At 64.8% G+C, this 17,061-nt stretch carries 12 protein-coding genes; 11 read left to right on the forward strand and 1 reads right to left on the reverse strand.

Going from position 1 to position 17,061, the window contains the following annotated elements; all coding sequences use genetic code 11:
* Nucleotides 1–6: 6 nt before the first annotated feature.
* The gene (locus ASG77_RS00560; protein ID WP_056339739.1) at nt 7–2,553 is read right to left on the reverse strand and encodes a DEAD/DEAH box helicase; all 2,547 of its coding nucleotides are present in this window, start codon (nt 2,551–2,553) and stop codon (nt 7–9) included.
* A 97-nt stretch (nt 2,554–2,650) separates the two neighbouring features.
* Between ASG77_RS00560 and ASG77_RS00565 the strand changes: the two genes are divergently transcribed.
* From ASG77_RS00565 to whiA, 11 genes are all read left to right on the forward strand, one after another.
* On the forward strand, nt 2,651–3,436 hold the full coding sequence (locus tag ASG77_RS00565) for a trans-aconitate 2-methyltransferase (protein ID WP_056339740.1): 786 nt from the start codon (nt 2,651–2,653) through the stop codon (nt 3,434–3,436).
* Between the two features lie 144 nt (nt 3,437–3,580).
* Nucleotides 3,581–5,326, forward strand: a complete 1,746-nt coding sequence (locus tag ASG77_RS00570; RefSeq protein ID WP_056339741.1) for an ABC transporter ATP-binding protein — start codon at nt 3,581–3,583, stop codon at nt 5,324–5,326.
* On the forward strand, nt 5,323–7,134 hold the full coding sequence (locus ASG77_RS00575; protein WP_056339743.1) for an ABC transporter ATP-binding protein: 1,812 nt from the start codon (nt 5,323–5,325) through the stop codon (nt 7,132–7,134). The genes ASG77_RS00570 and ASG77_RS00575 overlap by 4 nt, the downstream gene beginning before the upstream one ends.
* Nucleotides 7,131–7,511 (forward strand): GntR family transcriptional regulator, encoded by a 381-nt coding sequence (locus ASG77_RS00580; RefSeq protein WP_056339746.1) that lies wholly within the window; start codon nt 7,131–7,133, stop codon nt 7,509–7,511. Before ASG77_RS00575 ends, ASG77_RS00580 begins: the two co-directional genes overlap by 4 nt.
* 48 nt (nt 7,512–7,559) lie before the next feature.
* The gene (gene uvrA, locus ASG77_RS00585) at nt 7,560–10,487 is read left to right on the forward strand and encodes an excinuclease ABC subunit UvrA (RefSeq protein WP_056339749.1); all 2,928 of its coding nucleotides are present in this window, start codon (nt 7,560–7,562) and stop codon (nt 10,485–10,487) included.
* A 78-nt stretch (nt 10,488–10,565) separates the two neighbouring features.
* Nucleotides 10,566–11,279 carry an HAD hydrolase-like protein gene (locus tag ASG77_RS00590; RefSeq protein WP_056339752.1) on the forward strand — a complete coding sequence of 238 codons (714 nt, stop codon included), beginning with the start codon at nt 10,566–10,568 and terminating at the stop codon, nt 11,277–11,279.
* Entirely contained in the window at nt 11,266–11,934 is a 669-nt protein-coding gene (locus tag ASG77_RS00595; protein ID WP_056339754.1) for a lysophospholipid acyltransferase family protein, read from the forward strand. Before ASG77_RS00590 ends, ASG77_RS00595 begins: the two co-directional genes overlap by 14 nt.
* Before the next feature lie 19 nt (nt 11,935–11,953).
* Nucleotides 11,954–13,960, forward strand: coding sequence for an excinuclease ABC subunit UvrC (gene uvrC / locus ASG77_RS00600; protein ID WP_056339757.1), 2,007 nt, complete (start codon nt 11,954–11,956; stop codon nt 13,958–13,960).
* A gap of 72 nt (nt 13,961–14,032) precedes the next feature.
* Nucleotides 14,033–14,956, forward strand: a complete 924-nt coding sequence (gene rapZ, locus ASG77_RS00605; RefSeq protein WP_056339759.1) for an RNase adapter RapZ — start codon at nt 14,033–14,035, stop codon at nt 14,954–14,956.
* Nucleotides 14,956–15,975 carry a gluconeogenesis factor YvcK family protein gene (locus ASG77_RS00610; RefSeq protein ID WP_056339763.1) on the forward strand — a complete coding sequence of 340 codons (1,020 nt, stop codon included), beginning with the start codon at nt 14,956–14,958 and terminating at the stop codon, nt 15,973–15,975. Before rapZ ends, ASG77_RS00610 begins: the two co-directional genes overlap by 1 nt.
* Nucleotides 15,976–15,984: 9 nt before the next feature.
* Nucleotides 15,985–16,965 carry a DNA-binding protein WhiA gene (whiA, locus tag ASG77_RS00615; RefSeq protein ID WP_056339766.1) on the forward strand — a complete coding sequence of 327 codons (981 nt, stop codon included), beginning with the start codon at nt 15,985–15,987 and terminating at the stop codon, nt 16,963–16,965.
* Nucleotides 16,966–17,061 lie beyond the last annotated feature (96 nt).

Raw genomic sequence — 17,061 nt, forward strand, 5'->3', positions numbered from 1 at the left:
CAGAGCCTAGAGCCGGTTGACGTCGGTGACACGGACCACTGCCGTACCGGTTTCATCGGAGGCCGCCAGGTCCACTTCCGCGGAGATGCCCCAGTCATGGTTGCTCGCCGGATCGTCGAAAATCTGCCGGACCTTCCACAGGCCTGGCTCCTCGGTGATCATGAGCAGTCCGGGACCCCGGGCATCCGGGCCGGTGCCAATGTCGTTGTGTTCGTCGAAGTAGTCGTCCAGGACGTCTTCCCAGCGGTTGGCATCCCAGCCCGCGCCGCCGTCGAGCTCGCCCAGGGCTTCGGCGTTTTCGTCCGCGAACAGTTCCACGCGGCGGAACATCTCGTTGCGGACCATCACGCGGAAGGCACGGATGTTGGACGTCAGCGACGGCGGCGGGGGAGGGGGAGCGTCGTGCGGGGTGGGCATCGCGCCGGACGTCAGCTCCTCCCATTCGTCCAGGAGGCTGGAGTCCACTTGCCGCACCAGCTCGCCCAGCCAGGCGATGAGGTCTTCAAGGTCTTCCCGAAGCATGTCCTGCGGTACGGTCTGGCGCAGCGCCTTGAAGCAGTCGGCGAGGTAGCGCAGCACAATGCCCTCGGAGCGGGCCAGCCCGTAGAACTGGACAAATTCGCCGAAGTTCATGGCCCGCTCGTACATGTCGCGGACCACGGACTTGGGCGCCAGTTCAAAGTCGCCCACCCAGGGGGCGGCCTTGCGGTAGACCTCGAAGGCTTCGCCCAGGAGTTCGGCGAGCGGCTGCGGATAGGTGACTTCCTCCAGCATGGCCATGCGCTGGTCGTACTCGATGCCGTCAGCCTTCATCGCGGCAATCGCTTCCCCGCGGGCCTTCTTCTGTTGGGCGGAGAGGATCTGGCGGGGCTTTTCGAGGGTCGCCTCGATCACGGACACCACGTCCAGGGCGTACGACGGCGAATCCGGGTCGAGGAGCTCCAGCGCCGCCAGCGCAAACGGCGAGAGCGGCTGGTTCAGGGCAAAGTTTGCCTGCAGATGGACGGTGAGCCGTACTGTCCTGCCGTCATGGCCCTGCTCTTCTGCCGGGATGCGCTCCACCACCTCAGCGGCGAGGAGCTCACGATAGATTCCCAGGGCTTTCTTCATCAGCCGCAGCTGTGAGGACCGGGTCTCGTGGTTTTCGGTCAGCAGCCGGCGGGCTGCTGTGAACGGGTCGCCGGGCCGTTCCATCAGGTTCATCAGCATCGAATGCGTCACGCTGAAGCTGGACGTCAAAGGATCGGGCACGGATTCCACGAGGCGCTTGAAGGTGGGTTCACCCCAGGAGACGAAGCCCTCCGGCGGCTTCTTTTTGACCACCTGGCGGAGCTTCTTCTGGTCGTCACCAAATTTGGCGGTGGCCTTGGCCATCGCCTTCACGTTTTCGATGACGTGCTCGGGTGCCTGGACCACCACTGTCCCCGCGGTGTCATACCCGGCGCGGCCGGCCCTTCCGGCAATCTGGTGGAACTCCCGGGAGTTAAGCGGGCGGGTGCGGACGCCGTCGTACTTGCTCAGTGCGGTGAGCAACACGGTGCGGATGGGCACATTGATCCCCACGCCCAGTGTGTCCGTACCGCAGATCACCTTGAGCAGGCCCGCCTGGGCGAGCTGCTCCACAAGCCTGCGGTACTTCGGCAGCATGCCGGCGTGATGGACCCCGATACCGTGGCGGACCAGCCGGTTGAGCGTCTTGCCGAAGCCTGCGGCGAAACGGAAATTCGCGATCAGCTCCGCAATTTTGTCCTTCTCCTCGCGGGTGCACACGTTGATGCTCATCAGTGTCTGGGCCCGGTCAATGGCCTCGATCTGGCTGAAGTGCACCACATAGGCGGGCACCTGGCGCGTGGAGAGGAGTTCCTCGAGTGTTTCGTGGACCGGCGTCTGGTGGTAGTAGTAATGCAGCGGAATGGGGCGCTCGGCTGAACTGACGGTGGTGGTGGGGCGGCCCGTAAGTTCGGTGATGCCGGCCTCGAACCGGCTGACATCACCCAGGGTTGCGGACATCAGAAGGAACTGGGCCTGGGGCAGTTCCAGCAGCGGGACCTGCCAGGCCCAACCACGCTGGGGGTCGGAGTAGAAATGGAATTCGTCCATGATGACCGCACCGAGTTCGGCGTCGGCACCTTCGCGGAGGGCGATGTTCGCGAGAATTTCTGCCGTGCAGCAGATGATCGGCGCGTTCTGGTTGACGCCGGAGTCACCCGTGATCATGCCGACGTTTTCTGCACCGAAGATGTCGCAAAGGGCAAAGAACTTCTCCGAGACCAGCGCCTTAATGGGGGCGGTGTAGTAACTGCGCTGGCCCCGCGCCATGGCCTGGAAGTGCGCCGCGATGGCCACCAGCGATTTGCCGGAGCCCGTCGGCGTGGCGAGGATGACGTTGGCTCCGGTGGCGAGCTCCATGATGGCCTCGTCCTGGGCAGCGTACAGTTCCAGGCCCCGGCTTTCGGTCCACTCAAGGAATTGGGTGTACAGGGCGTCCGGGTCGATGCCTGCGCCGGAGGGGTCTGAGGCGGACAGGACAGGCAGCTGGTCAACGAGTTTCATTGATTTCCAGCTTAGTGCCCAGCCGGTGCCGGATATCCGGGCGGGCCCGGGTTAGGCTCGCGGTACTGCCAGACAGCACCCGGCGATGGAGGTAACTGTGAAGTGGGACCCCGTAAAGTACGTCCAGTTCGGCGATTACCGTGACCGGCCGTTTTTCGACCTGACGGGGCGGATCCAGGCCAACCGGCCACAGCACGTTGTGGACCTGGGATGTGGTCCGGGAAACCTCACGGCCACCCTCGCCAGGAGATGGCCGGAAGCGCAAGTGGTGGGGCTCGATTCGTCCAGGGAAATGCTGGACAAAGCCGCCGCGCACGCAGCCAGGCATGCGGGCCTCACCTTCGAGGTGGCGGATATCGCAAACTGGACACCTCCCGCTGAAACCGACGTGGTGGTCACCAACGCCGCGCTTCAGTGGGTGCCGGGGCATCAGGATATGCTGGCCGGCTGGCTTGCGGCGCTCAAGCCCGGTGCCTGGTTCGCCATGCAAGTGCCGGGGAACTTCTATGCCCCGTCCCATGCCCTGATGCGGGAACTTGCAGGTTCGGCACGCTGGTCGCCCCAGCTCGACGGCGTACTTCGCGGTGGAGAGTCCGTGGGGGAGCCCGCAGATTACCTCGGCCTCATGCTGGACGCGGGCTGCACGGCGGACGCCTGGGAATCCACATACCAGCAGGTCCTCACTGGAACGGATCCGGTGCTGGACTGGGTGCGCAGCACGGCATTGCGCCCGGTCGTGGCGTTACTTTCAGCCGAGGACGGGCACGCCTTTGAAGCGGAGTATGCTGCAGCCCTGCTGTCCGCATACCCGGCAACGGCACATGGCACGGTGTTTCCGTTCCGGCGGATCTTTGCCGTGGCGCAAAAGCAGCCACGCGCATAAACTCCATTCGTTTGAAGTTCTCTGGTCGGTAATGCCTTATGACTGAGAAGAGAATGTGATGCTGGTTACAATGACGACAGCGGCTTCTGGGGATGGCAAATGGCCGGACCCTCATCGGCCTCCCAAATCCGTCCTGGAGGTGCGATGCTTTTCGGCTTGATGACCCGGCTGCTGGCTGGCCACAAGGGCGCCGTAACCGCGATCGTTGCTCTCCAGCTTGTCCAGACCGCAGGCAACCTGCTGCTGCCCACCATCAACGCCGCCATCATCGACGACGGCATCGTTGCGGGGAACACGCCGGAAATCTTCCGCCTGGGCACTGTCATGGTTCTCATAGCTGCGGTCCAGGCTTCGGCGGCCATCGCCGCGGGCTACTTCGGGGCAGTGGTTGCCATGAAGCTCGGGCACCAGCTGCGCGGCGAGGTCTTCAGCAGGATCCAGTCGCTTTCTACGCAGGAAATCGCAGCCTTCGGCACGCAAAGCCTCGTTACCAGGGCCACCAACGACACCCAGCAGATCCAGTCGTTCGCCGTCCTGGTCTTCACCATGCTTGTGGCGGCCCCCGTGATGGCGGCCGGGGGCGTCTTACTGGCGTGGCAGCAGGACATGGTGCTTTCAAGCGTCGTGATGGTCATCATGCCCATACTTCTGCTCATCATGTATCTCATCGTCCGGCGCCTCGTTCCCCTGTACCGGCAGGGGCAGGAGCTCTTGGACCGAACGGGGGAGCAGTTTCGTGAACAGATCATCGGCGCGAATGTGATCCGCGCCTTCGTCAGGCAGGGACACGAAACACGCCGGTTTGCGAAGACCAACAGCAGCCTCACGGGAAACAACCTTCAGTCGTCGCTGCTCGTGGCCGGCATGCTGCCGCTGATCATGATTGTGGTCAACCTGTCGTCGGTGGCCGTGGTGTGGTTCGGTGGTCACCGGGTTTACGACGGCGGGATGAAGATCGGTGCCCTCACGGCCTTTATCGCCTACATCCTGCAGATTCTCCTGGCAATCATGATGGCCATGTACGTGTTCATGACGGCGCCGCGGGCCGCTGCCTGCGCAGAACGGCTGGGTGCCGTGTTCGATGCAAGACCGTCAGTCCAGGACCACAAAGCGCCCCAAGAGACCCGCCATGGGAGCTCCTTGGAGGGCGGCAGCGTCACTTTCAGGAACGTCAGCTTCTCCTACCCCGGAGCCGAAAATCCGGTACTGGAAGACATCAGCTTCACGGCCCGGCCAGGAACCACTGTTGCCATCGTCGGCTCAACAGGGAGCGGCAAGTCGACACTCCTGAGCCTGGTGCCCCGGTTCCTGGACGCCACGGCCGGAACCATCAGCATCGGCGGCCGGAACATCAGCTCGACGTCCCTGGACGTCCTCCGCCGGACCATGGCGGTGGTGCCGCAAATGTCGCACCTTTTCTCCGGAACCATCGCCGACAACCTGCGCGTCGCAGCTCCGGAGGCAACCGAGGGCCAGCTTTGGGAAGCCATGGAGACAGCCCAGGCCGCCGGCTTCGTCCGTGCGCTGCCACAGGGGATGGACACGGAGGTCGGGCAAGGCGGAACGAATCTCTCCGGCGGCCAGAGGCAGCGTCTCTGTATAGCGCGGGCCCTCCTGCGGCGGGTGCCCGTCTATCTCTTTGACGACAGCTTTTCCGCGCTGGACTTCGCCACCGAGGCCCGGGTCCGGGATGCCTTGGAGATTGCCCTTGAGGGTGCAGTGGTCATTGTCGTGGCGGAAAGGATCTCCACCGCTGCCGGAGCCGCACAGATCCTGGTGCTCGATGACGGCCGGCTGGTTGCCCAGGGGACACACCTGCAACTGCTGGAGACGTCTTCCACCTACAGGGAAATCGCCGAGTCCCAACTGGCGCTGGACGACGCGCCATGACCGCTTCGCCCGGCGCCGGGGCGTCCGAAGGGTTCTGGCCCACAGCGGGCCGGGTCCTCGCTTTGCTGCGCCCGTCCAGGGGGCGGATGCTGGGTGCAGTTGTGGCCACCTGCGCTTTTGTTGCCCTCAACGTCGCGGCGCCGCAGTTCCTCGGTGATGCCACCGATGTGGTGGTGGATGGGGTCTACAGCGGAGTACTCGACGGGCAGCGCCTGGGACTCCTGCTGGCCGCCGTTGCCGCGATGTACATCGGCGCTTCGCTGTTCAACTGGATCCAGGGAGCGCTGACGGCAAGCGCGGTTCACGGCCTGATGTACCGCCTCCGGGCATCGGTTCAAGACAAGCTGCACCGGCTTCCTTCCACGTACTTCCAAGAGCAGTCCAGGGGTGATGTCCTAAGCCGCGTCACCAATGACATCGACAATATTTCGCAAGCGCTCAGCCAGGTCCTCACGCAGCTGATCATGTCTGTCCTGATGCTGTGCGGTGCCTTGGCCATGATGCTGTGGATCTCGCCGCTCCTGGCCATGATCGCGCTTGTTTCGGTGCCCTTGTCCACCCTTATCACCGTTATGGTGGCCCGGAAGTCCCAAGCGCATTTTGCCCGCCAGTGGACCGAAACGGGTGAGTTGAACGCGCATGTGGAGGAGTTTGTCACCGGGCACGAGGTTATTAAGGCCTTCGGGTACCAGGACCAGGCAGCGGCAGTCTTCAAGGCAAGCAACGACCGCCTGGCCCGGGCATCCGCACGGGCCCAGTATTCATCCGGCATTGTCCAGCCGTTGATGGTCCTTATCGCCAATATCAATTACATCGCGGTGGCGGTGGTGGGGGCGCTCCAGGTCACCATGGGGGCCATGACCATCGGCGGGATCCAGGCGTTCATCCAGTTCAGCCGGCTTTTCACCCAGCCTGTGGGCCAGATCGGCGGCATGCTCAACGTCATCCAGTCCTGCGTGGCTTCGGCGCGCCGTGTGTTCGACCTGCTCGACGCCGCGGAGATACCTGCCGAGCCCGAAAGTGACGGTCACAAACCCGGTCAGGAAGGGCGGATTGTGTTCAGTGATGTCACCTTCGGCTATGCCCGGGCTGACCCTGTGGTCCGTAGACTGTCGTTCACGGTGGAACCGGGCCGGACGGTCGCGATTGTCGGGCACACGGGCGCCGGCAAGACCACCGTTGTCAACCTGCTCATGCGGTTCTATGAGGTCGACGCCGGCAGGATCACCATCGGGGGTACCGACATTGCTGACATTCCGCGGGACGTCCTGCGCAAGGGATTCGGCGTGGTGCTGCAGGATGCCTGGCTGTTTTCCGGCAGCATCAGGGAGAACATCGAATACGGCCGGCCAGGAGCCACGTTCGCGGAGATCACTGCGGCAGCGGAGGCGAGCCACGTGGACCACCTCATCAGGTCGCTGCCGGCCGGCTACGACACGATGCTGGGCAACGGGGGAGAGCCGCTCAGCCAGGGCCAGCGCCAGCTGATCTCCATCGCCCGGGCGCAGTTGGCGGACCGCACTGTGCTGGTCCTGGATGAGGCCACCAGTTCAGTGGATTCCCGGACCGAGGAACTGATCCGCCAGGCCATGCAGAGGTTGCGCCGTGGAAAAACAAGCTTTGTGATCGCCCACCGTTTGTCCACGGTCCGGGACGCTGATCTAATTCTGGTCATGGACCACGGACGCATTGCAGAGCAGGGAACCCATCGAAGCCTCCTGGCAGCCAACGGCCGCTATGCACGGCTCTACAACGCCCAGTTCGCCGGACGCCCGGGCCGCGCCGGCACGATGGAGGCCGGACGATGACAACAGCTGGTCCGTTCCCCGGAACCTGGAAGCCCAACCAGTCCAGCACGGTGGCACTGTTTGAGCAGCTGCGCCTGCATGTGATCCGCCTTGCGGACAGCGGGGCCCTTCCGCCGGGAACCAAGCTGCCGGCGGTGCGGACCCTGGCGGGGCTGCTCGACGTCGCGCCCCACACGGTGGCCAGGGCGTACAAGGAGCTGGAGGCAGCCGGTGTCGTGGCCACGAAGGGCAGGAACGGCACCGTGGTGTGCGCGCGTGATGAGCGGGCAGATGCGCTCTCCCTGGCCGCCAACTCCTATGCGTCAGTGGCCAAGGCCCAGGGTGCCACCTTTGCGGAAGCGGTCCAGCTGCTGGCAGCAGCCTACGACGCCGACTAGCCGGACCCCGCATGGATATTCGAAGAAGTTTTCGATTAGCATTAGTGGGTGCCTAAAGCCGTAGCTGAAGAAACAGCAGTCGAATCCGTCCCCGTCGCCGTTCCCCAGGCCCCAGCCACGCCTGCCCGGCCAGACCTCTCCCGCCTTGTGGTCAAAGGGGCGCGCGAGCATAACCTGCGCAACGTGGACTTGGATCTGCCCCGTGATGCCATGATCGTTTTCACCGGGCTGTCCGGTTCCGGGAAGTCGTCCCTGGCGTTCGACACAATTTTCGCCGAGGGCCAGCGGCGCTACGTTGAGTCCCTGTCGGCCTACGCCCGCCAGTTCCTCGGCCAGGTGGACAAGCCGGACGTCGATTTCATCGAGGGGCTCTCGCCGGCTGTATCGATTGACCAGAAGTCCACCAGCAAGAACCCCCGGTCCACGGTTGGCACCATCACCGAAATTTATGACTACATGCGATTGCTGTGGGCACGCGTAGGACGGCCGCATTGCCCGGTCTGTGGCGAGGTTGTGGCCCGGCAGACTCCGCAGCAGATCGTGGACCAGCTGCTTGAGCTTGACGAAGGCACGCGATTCCAGGTCCTGGCGCCTGTGGTGCGGGGGCGCAAGGGCGAGTTCGTGGACCTCTTCAAGGAGCTGACCGCCAAGGGCTATTCGCGTGCCCGGGTGGACGGTGAGCTGATCCAGCTGAGCGAGCCGCCCAAACTCGGCAAGCAGTTCAAGCACACGATTGAGGTGGTGGTGGACCGCCTGGTGGTTAAGGAAGGCATCAGCCAGCGCCTCACGGACTCCGTTGAAACGGCGCTTGGCCTGGCCGAAGGCCGGGTGCTGGCCGAGTTCGTCGATCTGGACGCAGACGCGCCGGGACGGCTGGGGGCATTTTCCGAGAACCTCGCCTGCCCCAACGAACATCCCCTGGCCATCGATGAAATCGAGCCGCGGTCCTTCTCCTTCAACAACCCTTTCGGCGCCTGTTCCGCGTGCAGCGGCATCGGTACACGGCTCGAGGTTGACGAAGAACTGATCATTCCGAATCCTGAGCTGTCGTTATCCGAGGGCGCCATCGCGCCATGGTCACTAGGCACCGCAACAACCGAGTATTGGAACCGCCTGCTCGAAGGGCTGTCCAAGGAGCTTGGCTTCTCCATGGACACACCCTGGGAAAAGCTGGGCAACGACGTCCGCCAGACCGTCCTGCACGGCAAGGACCACAAGGTGGTTGTGCAGTACAAGAACCGCTTCGGACGGGAACGTAAATACAGCACCGGCTTCGAAGGTGCCATCCAGTATGTCCACCGCAAGCACGGTGAGACGGACTCCGAATGGGCCCGCGACCGCTACGAAGAGTACATGCGGCAGATCGCTTGCCCCGCGTGCAATGGCGCCCGGCTCAACCCCGCCTCGCTGTCCGTCCTGATCAACGGCAAGTCCATCGCCGACGTCGCGGCCATGCCCATGCGCGTGTGCGCGGACTTCCTGAACAACCTGGTCCTGACCGGCCGTGAGGCCCAGATCGCCCACCAGGTGCTCAAGGAAATACAGGCCCGGCTGACCTTCCTGCTCGACGTCGGGCTGGAATACCTGAATCTCGAGCGCCCCTCCGCCACCTTGTCCGGCGGCGAAGCGCAGCGAATCCGGCTCGCCACCCAGATCGGTTCCGGCCTCGTGGGCGTCCTTTACGTCCTGGACGAGCCCTCCATCGGCCTCCACCAGCGCGACAACCGCCGGCTTATTGACACCCTGACCCGGCTCCGCGACATGGGCAACACGCTTATCGTTGTGGAGCACGATGAGGACACCATCCAGGTGGCGGACTGGATCGTGGACATCGGGCCCGGCGCAGGCGAGCACGGCGGCCAGGTGGTGCACTCGGGTTCGTACCAGGATCTCCTGGCCAACACCAACTCACTGACCGGCGATTACCTGTCCGGCCGCAAGAAGATCGACATCCCCAAGAAGCGGCGCAAATACGACAAAAAGCGTGAGCTGAAGGTCGTCGGGGCGCGTGAAAACAACCTGGTCAACGTTGATGCGGCCTTCCCCCTGGGCCTGTTCACTGCCGTGACCGGCGTCAGCGGCTCCGGCAAATCCACCCTGGTCAACGAGATCCTCTACAAGGTGCTGGCCAACAAGCTCAACGGCGCCAAGCAGGTGGCCGGACGCCACAAGAGCATCATGGGCCTGGAGCACCTGGACAAGGTAGTGCACGTGGACCAGAGCCCTATCGGGCGCACCCCACGCTCCAACCCCGCCACGTACACCGGTGTCTTTGACAACATTCGCAAGCTCTTCGCCGAAACCACCGAGGCCAAGGTCCGTGGCTACCTGCCAGGCCGGTTCTCCTTCAACGTCAAGGGCGGGCGCTGCGAAGCCTGCGCAGGTGACGGCACACTGAAGATCGAAATGAACTTCCTGCCGGACGTCTACGTTCCCTGCGAGGTGTGCCACGGCGCACGGTACAACCGCGAGACCCTGGAAGTCCACTACAAGGGCAAGACCATCGCGGATGTGCTCAACATGCCCATCGAAGAAGGTGCGGAGTTCTTCGCGGCCTTCTCCCCGATCGCCCGGCACCTGAACACCCTCGTGGACGTGGGCCTCGGCTACGTCCGGCTGGGACAGCCGGCAACCACCCTCTCCGGCGGTGAGGCCCAGCGGGTCAAGCTCGCCGCGGAACTGCAGAAGCGCTCCAACGGACGCAGTGTGTATGTTCTTGACGAGCCCACCACGGGCCTCCACTTCGAGGACATCCGCAAGCTCCTGATGGTTCTTCAGAGTCTGGTGGACAAGGGCAACACGGTGATCACCATCGAACACAACCTGGACGTCATCAAGAGTGCCGACTGGATCGTGGATCTTGGCCCGGACGGCGGGTCGGGCGGCGGCCAGATCGTGGCAACCGGCACGCCCGAGCAGGTATCGAAATCCACCAAGGGCCACACGGCATCCTTCCTCGCGGAAATACTGGGCTAAGCGGTTGGCCTCCGATGACGTATGCCGTGTCGGGCATGCGAGTTTCAGGCATGCTCGGTGTCATGAGAAACTAAGCCGGTGACTCAAACAACAGTGCCCGTGATCTTTGACCTGGACGGCACTCTTGTCGATCCGGCCAGCGGAATATCCGGCGGAATCGCAGCAGCCCTTGCCGCCGCAGGTCTGCCGGTTCCTGGCCAGGACGTCCTGAACTCGATGATCGGCCCCAAACTCAGCGACACACTCCAGAGTGTCTGCAAGGTACCGGCCGAGATGCTTGACGAGGTCATCCGGACGTACCGGCAGTACTACCTGGCCACTGGAATAGCCCAGAGCCGGCTGTACCCCGGGATCAGGGAAGCGCTGGAGACCTTCGCGGCCGAAGGCAGGCCAGTCGCCGTCGCCACGCAGAAGCCCGAAGGGCTGGCCCAGATCGTGCTGCGCCACCACGGCATCGCCAACCTGTTCCAGTCCATCAGGGGTTCGGCGGACAACGAATCGTCAACGGATGGTCCGGTGGGGAAGGCGGACATCATCGCCGCGGCCCTGACGGACCTCTCCACCCAGCACGCCGTTATGGTGGGTGACCGCGCCCAGGATGTGGCGGGCGCCATCGCGAACGGGCTTGACTGCATCGGCGTGGGCTGGGGTTTCGCTCCCGACGGCGAACTTGAGGAAGCCGGGGCCGTCACCGTGGTGGACACCACCGCGGGCATGGTTGCCGCCATCGGGCGCCTCGAAGCCATCCACGCTGCCGCGATGAGTGAGGTGCGCAACGATGGCGCTGTTTGAGGCGGTCCGCTGGACCTTTCGCGGGCTCGTCGCGGGCACCTGCCGGCCCACTGTCGTCGGCCTTGAAAACGTCCCGAAAGAGGGGCCCTTCATTGTGGCCCCGAACCATCTTTCCTTCTTTGACAGCGTGATTGTCCAGGCACTGATGCCGCGGCCCGTGGCCTTCTTCGCGAAAGCCGAGTACTTCACCACGGGTGGCGTGAAGGGCAAGGTCATGAAATCTTTCTTCGAGTCCGTGGGCTCCATCCCCGTGGAGCGCGGCGAGCAGGCAGCGAGCGTCCAGGCGCTCAAAACCCTCCTGGACATCCTCGATGCGGGCAAGGGCATCGGCATCTACCCTGAAGGCACACGGTCGCGGGACGGTATTCTCTACCGCGGCCGTACCGGCGTGGGCTGGCTTGCACTGGCAACCGGAGCTCCCGTGATCCCGGTTGGACTGATCGGGACGGAGAACCTGCAGCCGGCTGGTGAGAAGGGGTTCAAGCCGCATCACTTCACCATGAAGGTGGGGGAGCCGCTGTATTTCGACAAGACCGGCCCGGATCATTCGCTGCCGGCGCGGCGGCAGGTAACGGACCGCATCATGGATGCGATCGCCGAACTCAGCGGCCAGGAACGCTCCACCAGCTACAACCAGAGCAAGGCCGCGGACTAGGCGTTAGTAGAATGAAGTAGTGGCAGACCCAGCAAGTTACAGGCCCCAGACGGGTGAAATTCCCACCAATCCCGGGGTGTACCGGTTCCGCGATCCCCACGGCCGGGTCATCTACGTCGGCAAGGCCAAAAGCCTTCGCTCCCGCCTGAACTCCTACTTTGCGAATCCGGCGGGCCTGCTGCCCAAAACCCACGCAATGGTTTACACGGCCAGCAGTGTCGAGTGGACAGTGGTGGGCAGCGAGCTGGAGTCGCTGCAGCTTGAATACACCTGGATCAAGGAATACAAGCCACGCTTCAACGTAGTCTTCCGCGACGACAAAACGTATCCGTACCTGGCCCTCACCATGAGCGAGAAGCTCCCCAGGGTCCAGGTCATGCGGGGGGACCGCCGCAAGGGAACCCGGTACTTCGGCCCGTACACGGCAGGCGCGATCCGGGAAACCATGGACACGTTGCTGCGGGTTTTCCCTGTCCGCAGCTGCAGCGCCGGGGTCCTCAAACGGGCCCAGGCGAGCGGCCGGCCCTGCCTGCTGGGCTACATCGACAAATGCTCCGCCCCGTGTGTTGGCCGGGTGACTCCGGAGGAACACCGGGCCCTGGCGGAGGACTTCTGCGCGTTTATGGGCGGCGAGGCCAAACGCTTCATCACCAAGCTCGAAAAGGAGATGGCCGACGCCGTCGGCACCCTCGACTACGAGCGTGCGGCGAGGCTCCGTGATGACATCTCCGCCCTTCGGAAGGTCTTTGAGCGGAACGCCGTGGTGCTCGCCGACGATACCGACGCCGATGTCTTCGCGCTGCACGAGGACGAGTTGGAGGCTGCAGTCCAGGTGTTCCACGTCAGGGGTGGCCGGATCCGTGGCCAGCGTGGCTGGGTCGTGGAAAAAGTGGAGGACGCCACCACCCCGGATCTGGTGGAACACCTGCTGCAGCAGGTCTACGGCGACGACGGCGACAGCCACGGCAGGCTGCCCCGCGAAGTCCTGGTGCCCGTAGAACCCAGCAACGCTGCGGAACTGACGGAATGGCTCGGCGGCCTGCGCGGAGCCAAGGTGGATGTCAGGGTGCCCCAGCGCGGCGACAAGGCCGCGCTCATGTCCACCGTCCGTGAAAACGCCGAGCACGCGCTCAAACTGCATAAGACCCGCCGCGCCGGCGACCTCACCGTGCGCTCCCAGGCACTGCAGGAGCTGCAGGAAGCCCTGGACCTGCCCGTGGCGCTCCTGCGGATCGAATGCTTCGACGTCTCCCACGTCCAGGGCACCAACGTCGTGGCGTCCATGGTGGTGGTCGAGGACGGGCTGCCCAAGAAGTCCGAATACCGGAAATTCTCCGTCACCGGGGCCGCCGCGGCAGACGACACCGCCGCCATGCACGACGTCCTGACCCGGCGCTTCCGGCATTACCTGCAGGACAAGTCGGCGCAGTCCGGGGCGTCCGCCCTGCCAGGGCACCAGGCCGCCTTGGAAGCAGCCGCCGATGCCGCGGTCCTGGACACCACTACGGCCGCCCCGCGGGCAAAATTCGCGTACCCGCCCAACCTGGTGGTGGTCGACGGCGGCAAGCCCCAGGTGAACGCCGCAGCCCGGGCCCTGGCGGACCTTGGCATCGAGGATGTGTACGTGGTGGGCCTGGCCAAACGGCTTGAGGAAGTCTGGCTGCCGGACAGCGACTTCCCCGTGATCCTGCCCAGGACGTCCCAGGGACTCTATCTGCTGCAGCGGATCCGTGACGAAGCCCACCGCTTCGCCATCACCTTCCACCGGCAGAAGCGCGGCAAGGCCATGACCGTCTCGGCGCTGGACGGAGTGCCAGGCCTGGGTGAGTCCAAACGCAAGGCACTGCTCACCCACTTCGGGTCCGTCAAGGGTGTGAAAGCCGCCACCGCGGCCGAGCTCACGTCGGCCAAGGGCATTGGGCCGGCCCTTGCCAACGCCATCGTGGCCTACTTCAGCGGCGACGACACGGCCGGCGACGCAGTTCCGGCCGTGAATATGGCCACCGGCGAAATCATTGAAACCTAGGTAGGGTAAGGAACGCAGGTTTCCGCCTTTGCGGTAGCCTGCCTTCATCTGGACAGAAACGGGGCGGAACGAATGGCAGACTCTACGGCGGAATCCGGGACGGAGCAGGACGGGCTGACGCCGGTCAAGCCCCTCGAAGCGGAACTGCTGGTGGTCACCGGTATGTCAGGGGCGGGACGCAGCACCGCCGCGGACGCACTTGAGGACCACGGCTGGTATGTCGTGGAAAACCTGCCGCCCCAGATGCTCGGGACCCTGGCCGAGATCGTGTCCCACGCGCCGCAGTCCATTCCGCGGCTGGCCGTGGTGATGGATGTCCGCAGCAAAGGCCTCTTTGTCGACGTCCGTGCGGCCCTGGGGGCCCTCGCCGCCAGTGGTGTCAAGTTCCGGGTCCTTTTCCTCGACGCCAAAGACGACGTCCTGGTCCGCCGGTTCGAGCAGGGCCGCCGGCCCCATCCGCTCCAGGAAGGCGGCCGCATCCTCGACGGCATTGCAGCCGAACGGGACGTGCTCAAGGAACTGCGCGACAGTTCCGACGTCGTACTGGATACCTCGACCTACAACGTCCACGCCCTGGCCACCGCCATCACGGAACTCTTTAGCGAGACCGGCCCGGTGGCACTGCGGCTCAACGTCATGAGCTTTGGCTTCAAGTACGGCCTGCCGGTGGATTCCAACTACGTTGCTGACGTCCGGTTCATCCCGAATCCGCACTGGGTCCCGCAGCTGCGCCCGCATACGGGCCTGGACAAGGACGTCAGCGATTACGTCCTCGAGGCGGAAGGTGTAAAGAACTTCGTGGACCGCTATGTCCTGGCGCTCGAGCCCGTCCTGGACGGCTACCGGCGCGAAAACAAGCACTACGCCACCATCGCCGTCGGCTGTACCGGCGGCAAGCACCGGTCCGTGGCCGTCGCCGTCGAGCTTTCCAAGAAACTGGCACAGTATCCGCGCGTGACCGTGACCACCACCCATCGGGATCTGGGCCGCGAGTAATGGGGATGTTCACCGGGCCCCTCCCGCTCGTACCGGTTTCCAGCGGAACCGCAGCCGGCCAGCAGGACAAGGGCCCCAACGTCGTGGCGCTCGGCGGCGGGCACGGCCTGTCCGCTTCGCTCTCGGCGCTGCGGCTGCTCACCTCCGAGCTGACCGCCATAGTCACTGTGGCGGACGACGGCGGGTCTTCCGGGCGTCTGCGCGACGAGTACGGCGTCCTCCCGCCCGGAGACCTGCGCATGGCGCTCTCCGCCTTGTGCGATGACACGGACTGGGGACGCACCTGGCGCGACGTGATGCAGCACCGTTTCCGGCCTGGCCAGGGCAGCGGCGGATCGCTGGACGAGCATGCAATGGGCAACCTGCTCATCGTCACCCTTTGGGAACTGCTGGGCGACACCGTGGCCGGCCTGAAGTGGGCCGGCGCCCTGCTCGGTGCCCGTGGACAAGTCCTGCCCATGTCCACCGTTCCGCTGACCATTGAAGGCGACATCCGCGTCACTGCACCTGACGGCACGTTCGCGCTCCAGACAATCCGCGGGCAGGCGCGGTGCGCCGTTGCCGGCTCGCTGGAGCACGTCCGGCTCCGGCCCGAACATGCGCCGGCCTGCGTTGAAGCCCTGACGGCCATCGAACTGGCTGACTGGGTAATCCTGGGGCCGGGGTCCTGGTACACGTCCGTGCTGCCGCACCTGCTGCTCCCGGAGATGCGTGAGGCCCTGAGTGCCACAGCCGCAAAACGCTGCCTCACCATGAACCTGGCCACGGACACCAAGGAGACCACCGGCATGTCGGCGGCGGACCACCTGTACGCACTGCGCCGGTATGCGCCGGACTTCAGCGTCGACGTTGTCCTGGCGGATCCCGCGTCGGTGCCGGACCTGCAGGAGTTCGAGAAAGCCGCCGGGATGATCGGCGCCGAGGTTGTCTTGGGTAAAGTGGGGGCGTCGGGCCGCCGACCCGTCCATGACCCCCTGCGTCTGGCAGCGGCGTACCACGACATTTTTGGGAACAGTTAGGAAGGTGCCATGGCACTGACATCATCGGTCAAGGAAGAACTGTCCCGTCTGGACATCAAGAAATCTTCAGTCCGCAAGGCAGAGGTCTCGGCCATGCTGCGCTTCGCCGGCGGCCTGCACATCATCTCGGGCCGGATCGTGATCGAAGCCGAGGTTGACCTCGCATCCACGGCGCGCAGGCTCCGGGCAGCCATCGCCGAGGTTTACGGCCACCAGAGCGAGATCATCGTCGTCTCCGGCGGCGGACTGCGCCGCGGCAGCCGGTACGTGGTGCGGGTGGTCCGCGACGGCGAGTCCCTGGCCCGGCAGACAGGCCTCCTGGACGGCCGCGGCCGGCCGGTGCGGGGGCTTCCCTCGGCCGTCGTCAACGGCTCGGCCGCCGACGCCGAGGCCGTGTGGCGTGGAGCTTTCCTGGCCCACGGGTCCCTCACGGAACCGGGCCGCTCGTCATCGCTTGAGGTGACCTGCCCGGGCCCCGAGTCAGCGCTTGCCCTCGTTGGTGCCGCCCGCCGTCTTGGCATCCAGGCCAAAGCCCGCGAAGTCAGGGGAGTGGACCGTGTGGTGATCCGCGACGGCGACACCATCGCCGCCCTGCTCATCCGTATGGGCGCCCACGATGCCCTGATGGTCTGGGAAGAGCGCCGGATGCGCAAGGAAGTCAGGGCCACGGCCAACAGGCTGGCCAACTTTGACGACGCCAACCTGCGGCGCTCCGCCCAGGCGGCCGTGGCGGCCGGTGCCAGGGTTGACCGGGCACTGGAGATCCTGGGCGACGACGTCCCGGACCACCTCAAATACGCCGGCGAACTCCGGGTGGCCCACAAACAGGCGAGCCTGGACGAGCTGGGGCGCCTGGCAGATCCGGTAATGACCAAGGACGCCATCGCCGGCCGCATCCGCCGGCTCCTGGCCATGGCGGATAAGCGGGCCATCGATTTGGGGATCCCTGGCACTGATGCCAATGTGACGCCTGAGATGCTGGACGAGTAGCGGCGCCCCTAGAATCAGAGCGTTCACCCTGATCTTCCGGATGCCAGTCATCCGGATGCACAATCCGAGAGTTACAACCCGGACAGACCGTCCACG

Origin of the sequence: Arthrobacter sp. Soil762 (assembly GCF_001428335.1) — a bacterium.
GTDB lineage: Bacteria > Actinomycetota > Actinomycetes > Actinomycetales > Micrococcaceae > Arthrobacter.

Bases quoted from the DNA above. Each gene is read 5' to 3' on its own strand.
- ASG77_RS00560 (WP_056339739.1), bottom strand. From the start codon at position 2,553: ATGAAACTCGTTGACCAGCTGCCTGTCCTGTCCGCCTCAGACCCCTCC.
- ASG77_RS00570 (WP_056339741.1), top strand. From the start codon at position 3,581: ATGCTTTTCGGCTTGATGACCCGGCTGCTGGCTGGCCACAAGGGCGCC.
- ASG77_RS00575 (WP_056339743.1), top strand. From the start codon at position 5,323: ATGACCGCTTCGCCCGGCGCCGGGGCGTCCGAAGGGTTCTGGCCCACA.
- ASG77_RS00580 (WP_056339746.1), top strand. From the start codon at position 7,131: ATGACAACAGCTGGTCCGTTCCCCGGAACCTGGAAGCCCAACCAGTCC.
- ASG77_RS00595 (WP_056339754.1), top strand. From the start codon at position 11,266: ATGGCGCTGTTTGAGGCGGTCCGCTGGACCTTTCGCGGGCTCGTCGCG.
- rapZ (WP_056339759.1), top strand. From the start codon at position 14,033: ATGGCAGACTCTACGGCGGAATCCGGGACGGAGCAGGACGGGCTGACG.
- ASG77_RS00610 (WP_056339763.1), top strand. From the start codon at position 14,956: ATGGGGATGTTCACCGGGCCCCTCCCGCTCGTACCGGTTTCCAGCGGA.
- whiA (WP_056339766.1), top strand. From the start codon at position 15,985: ATGGCACTGACATCATCGGTCAAGGAAGAACTGTCCCGTCTGGACATC.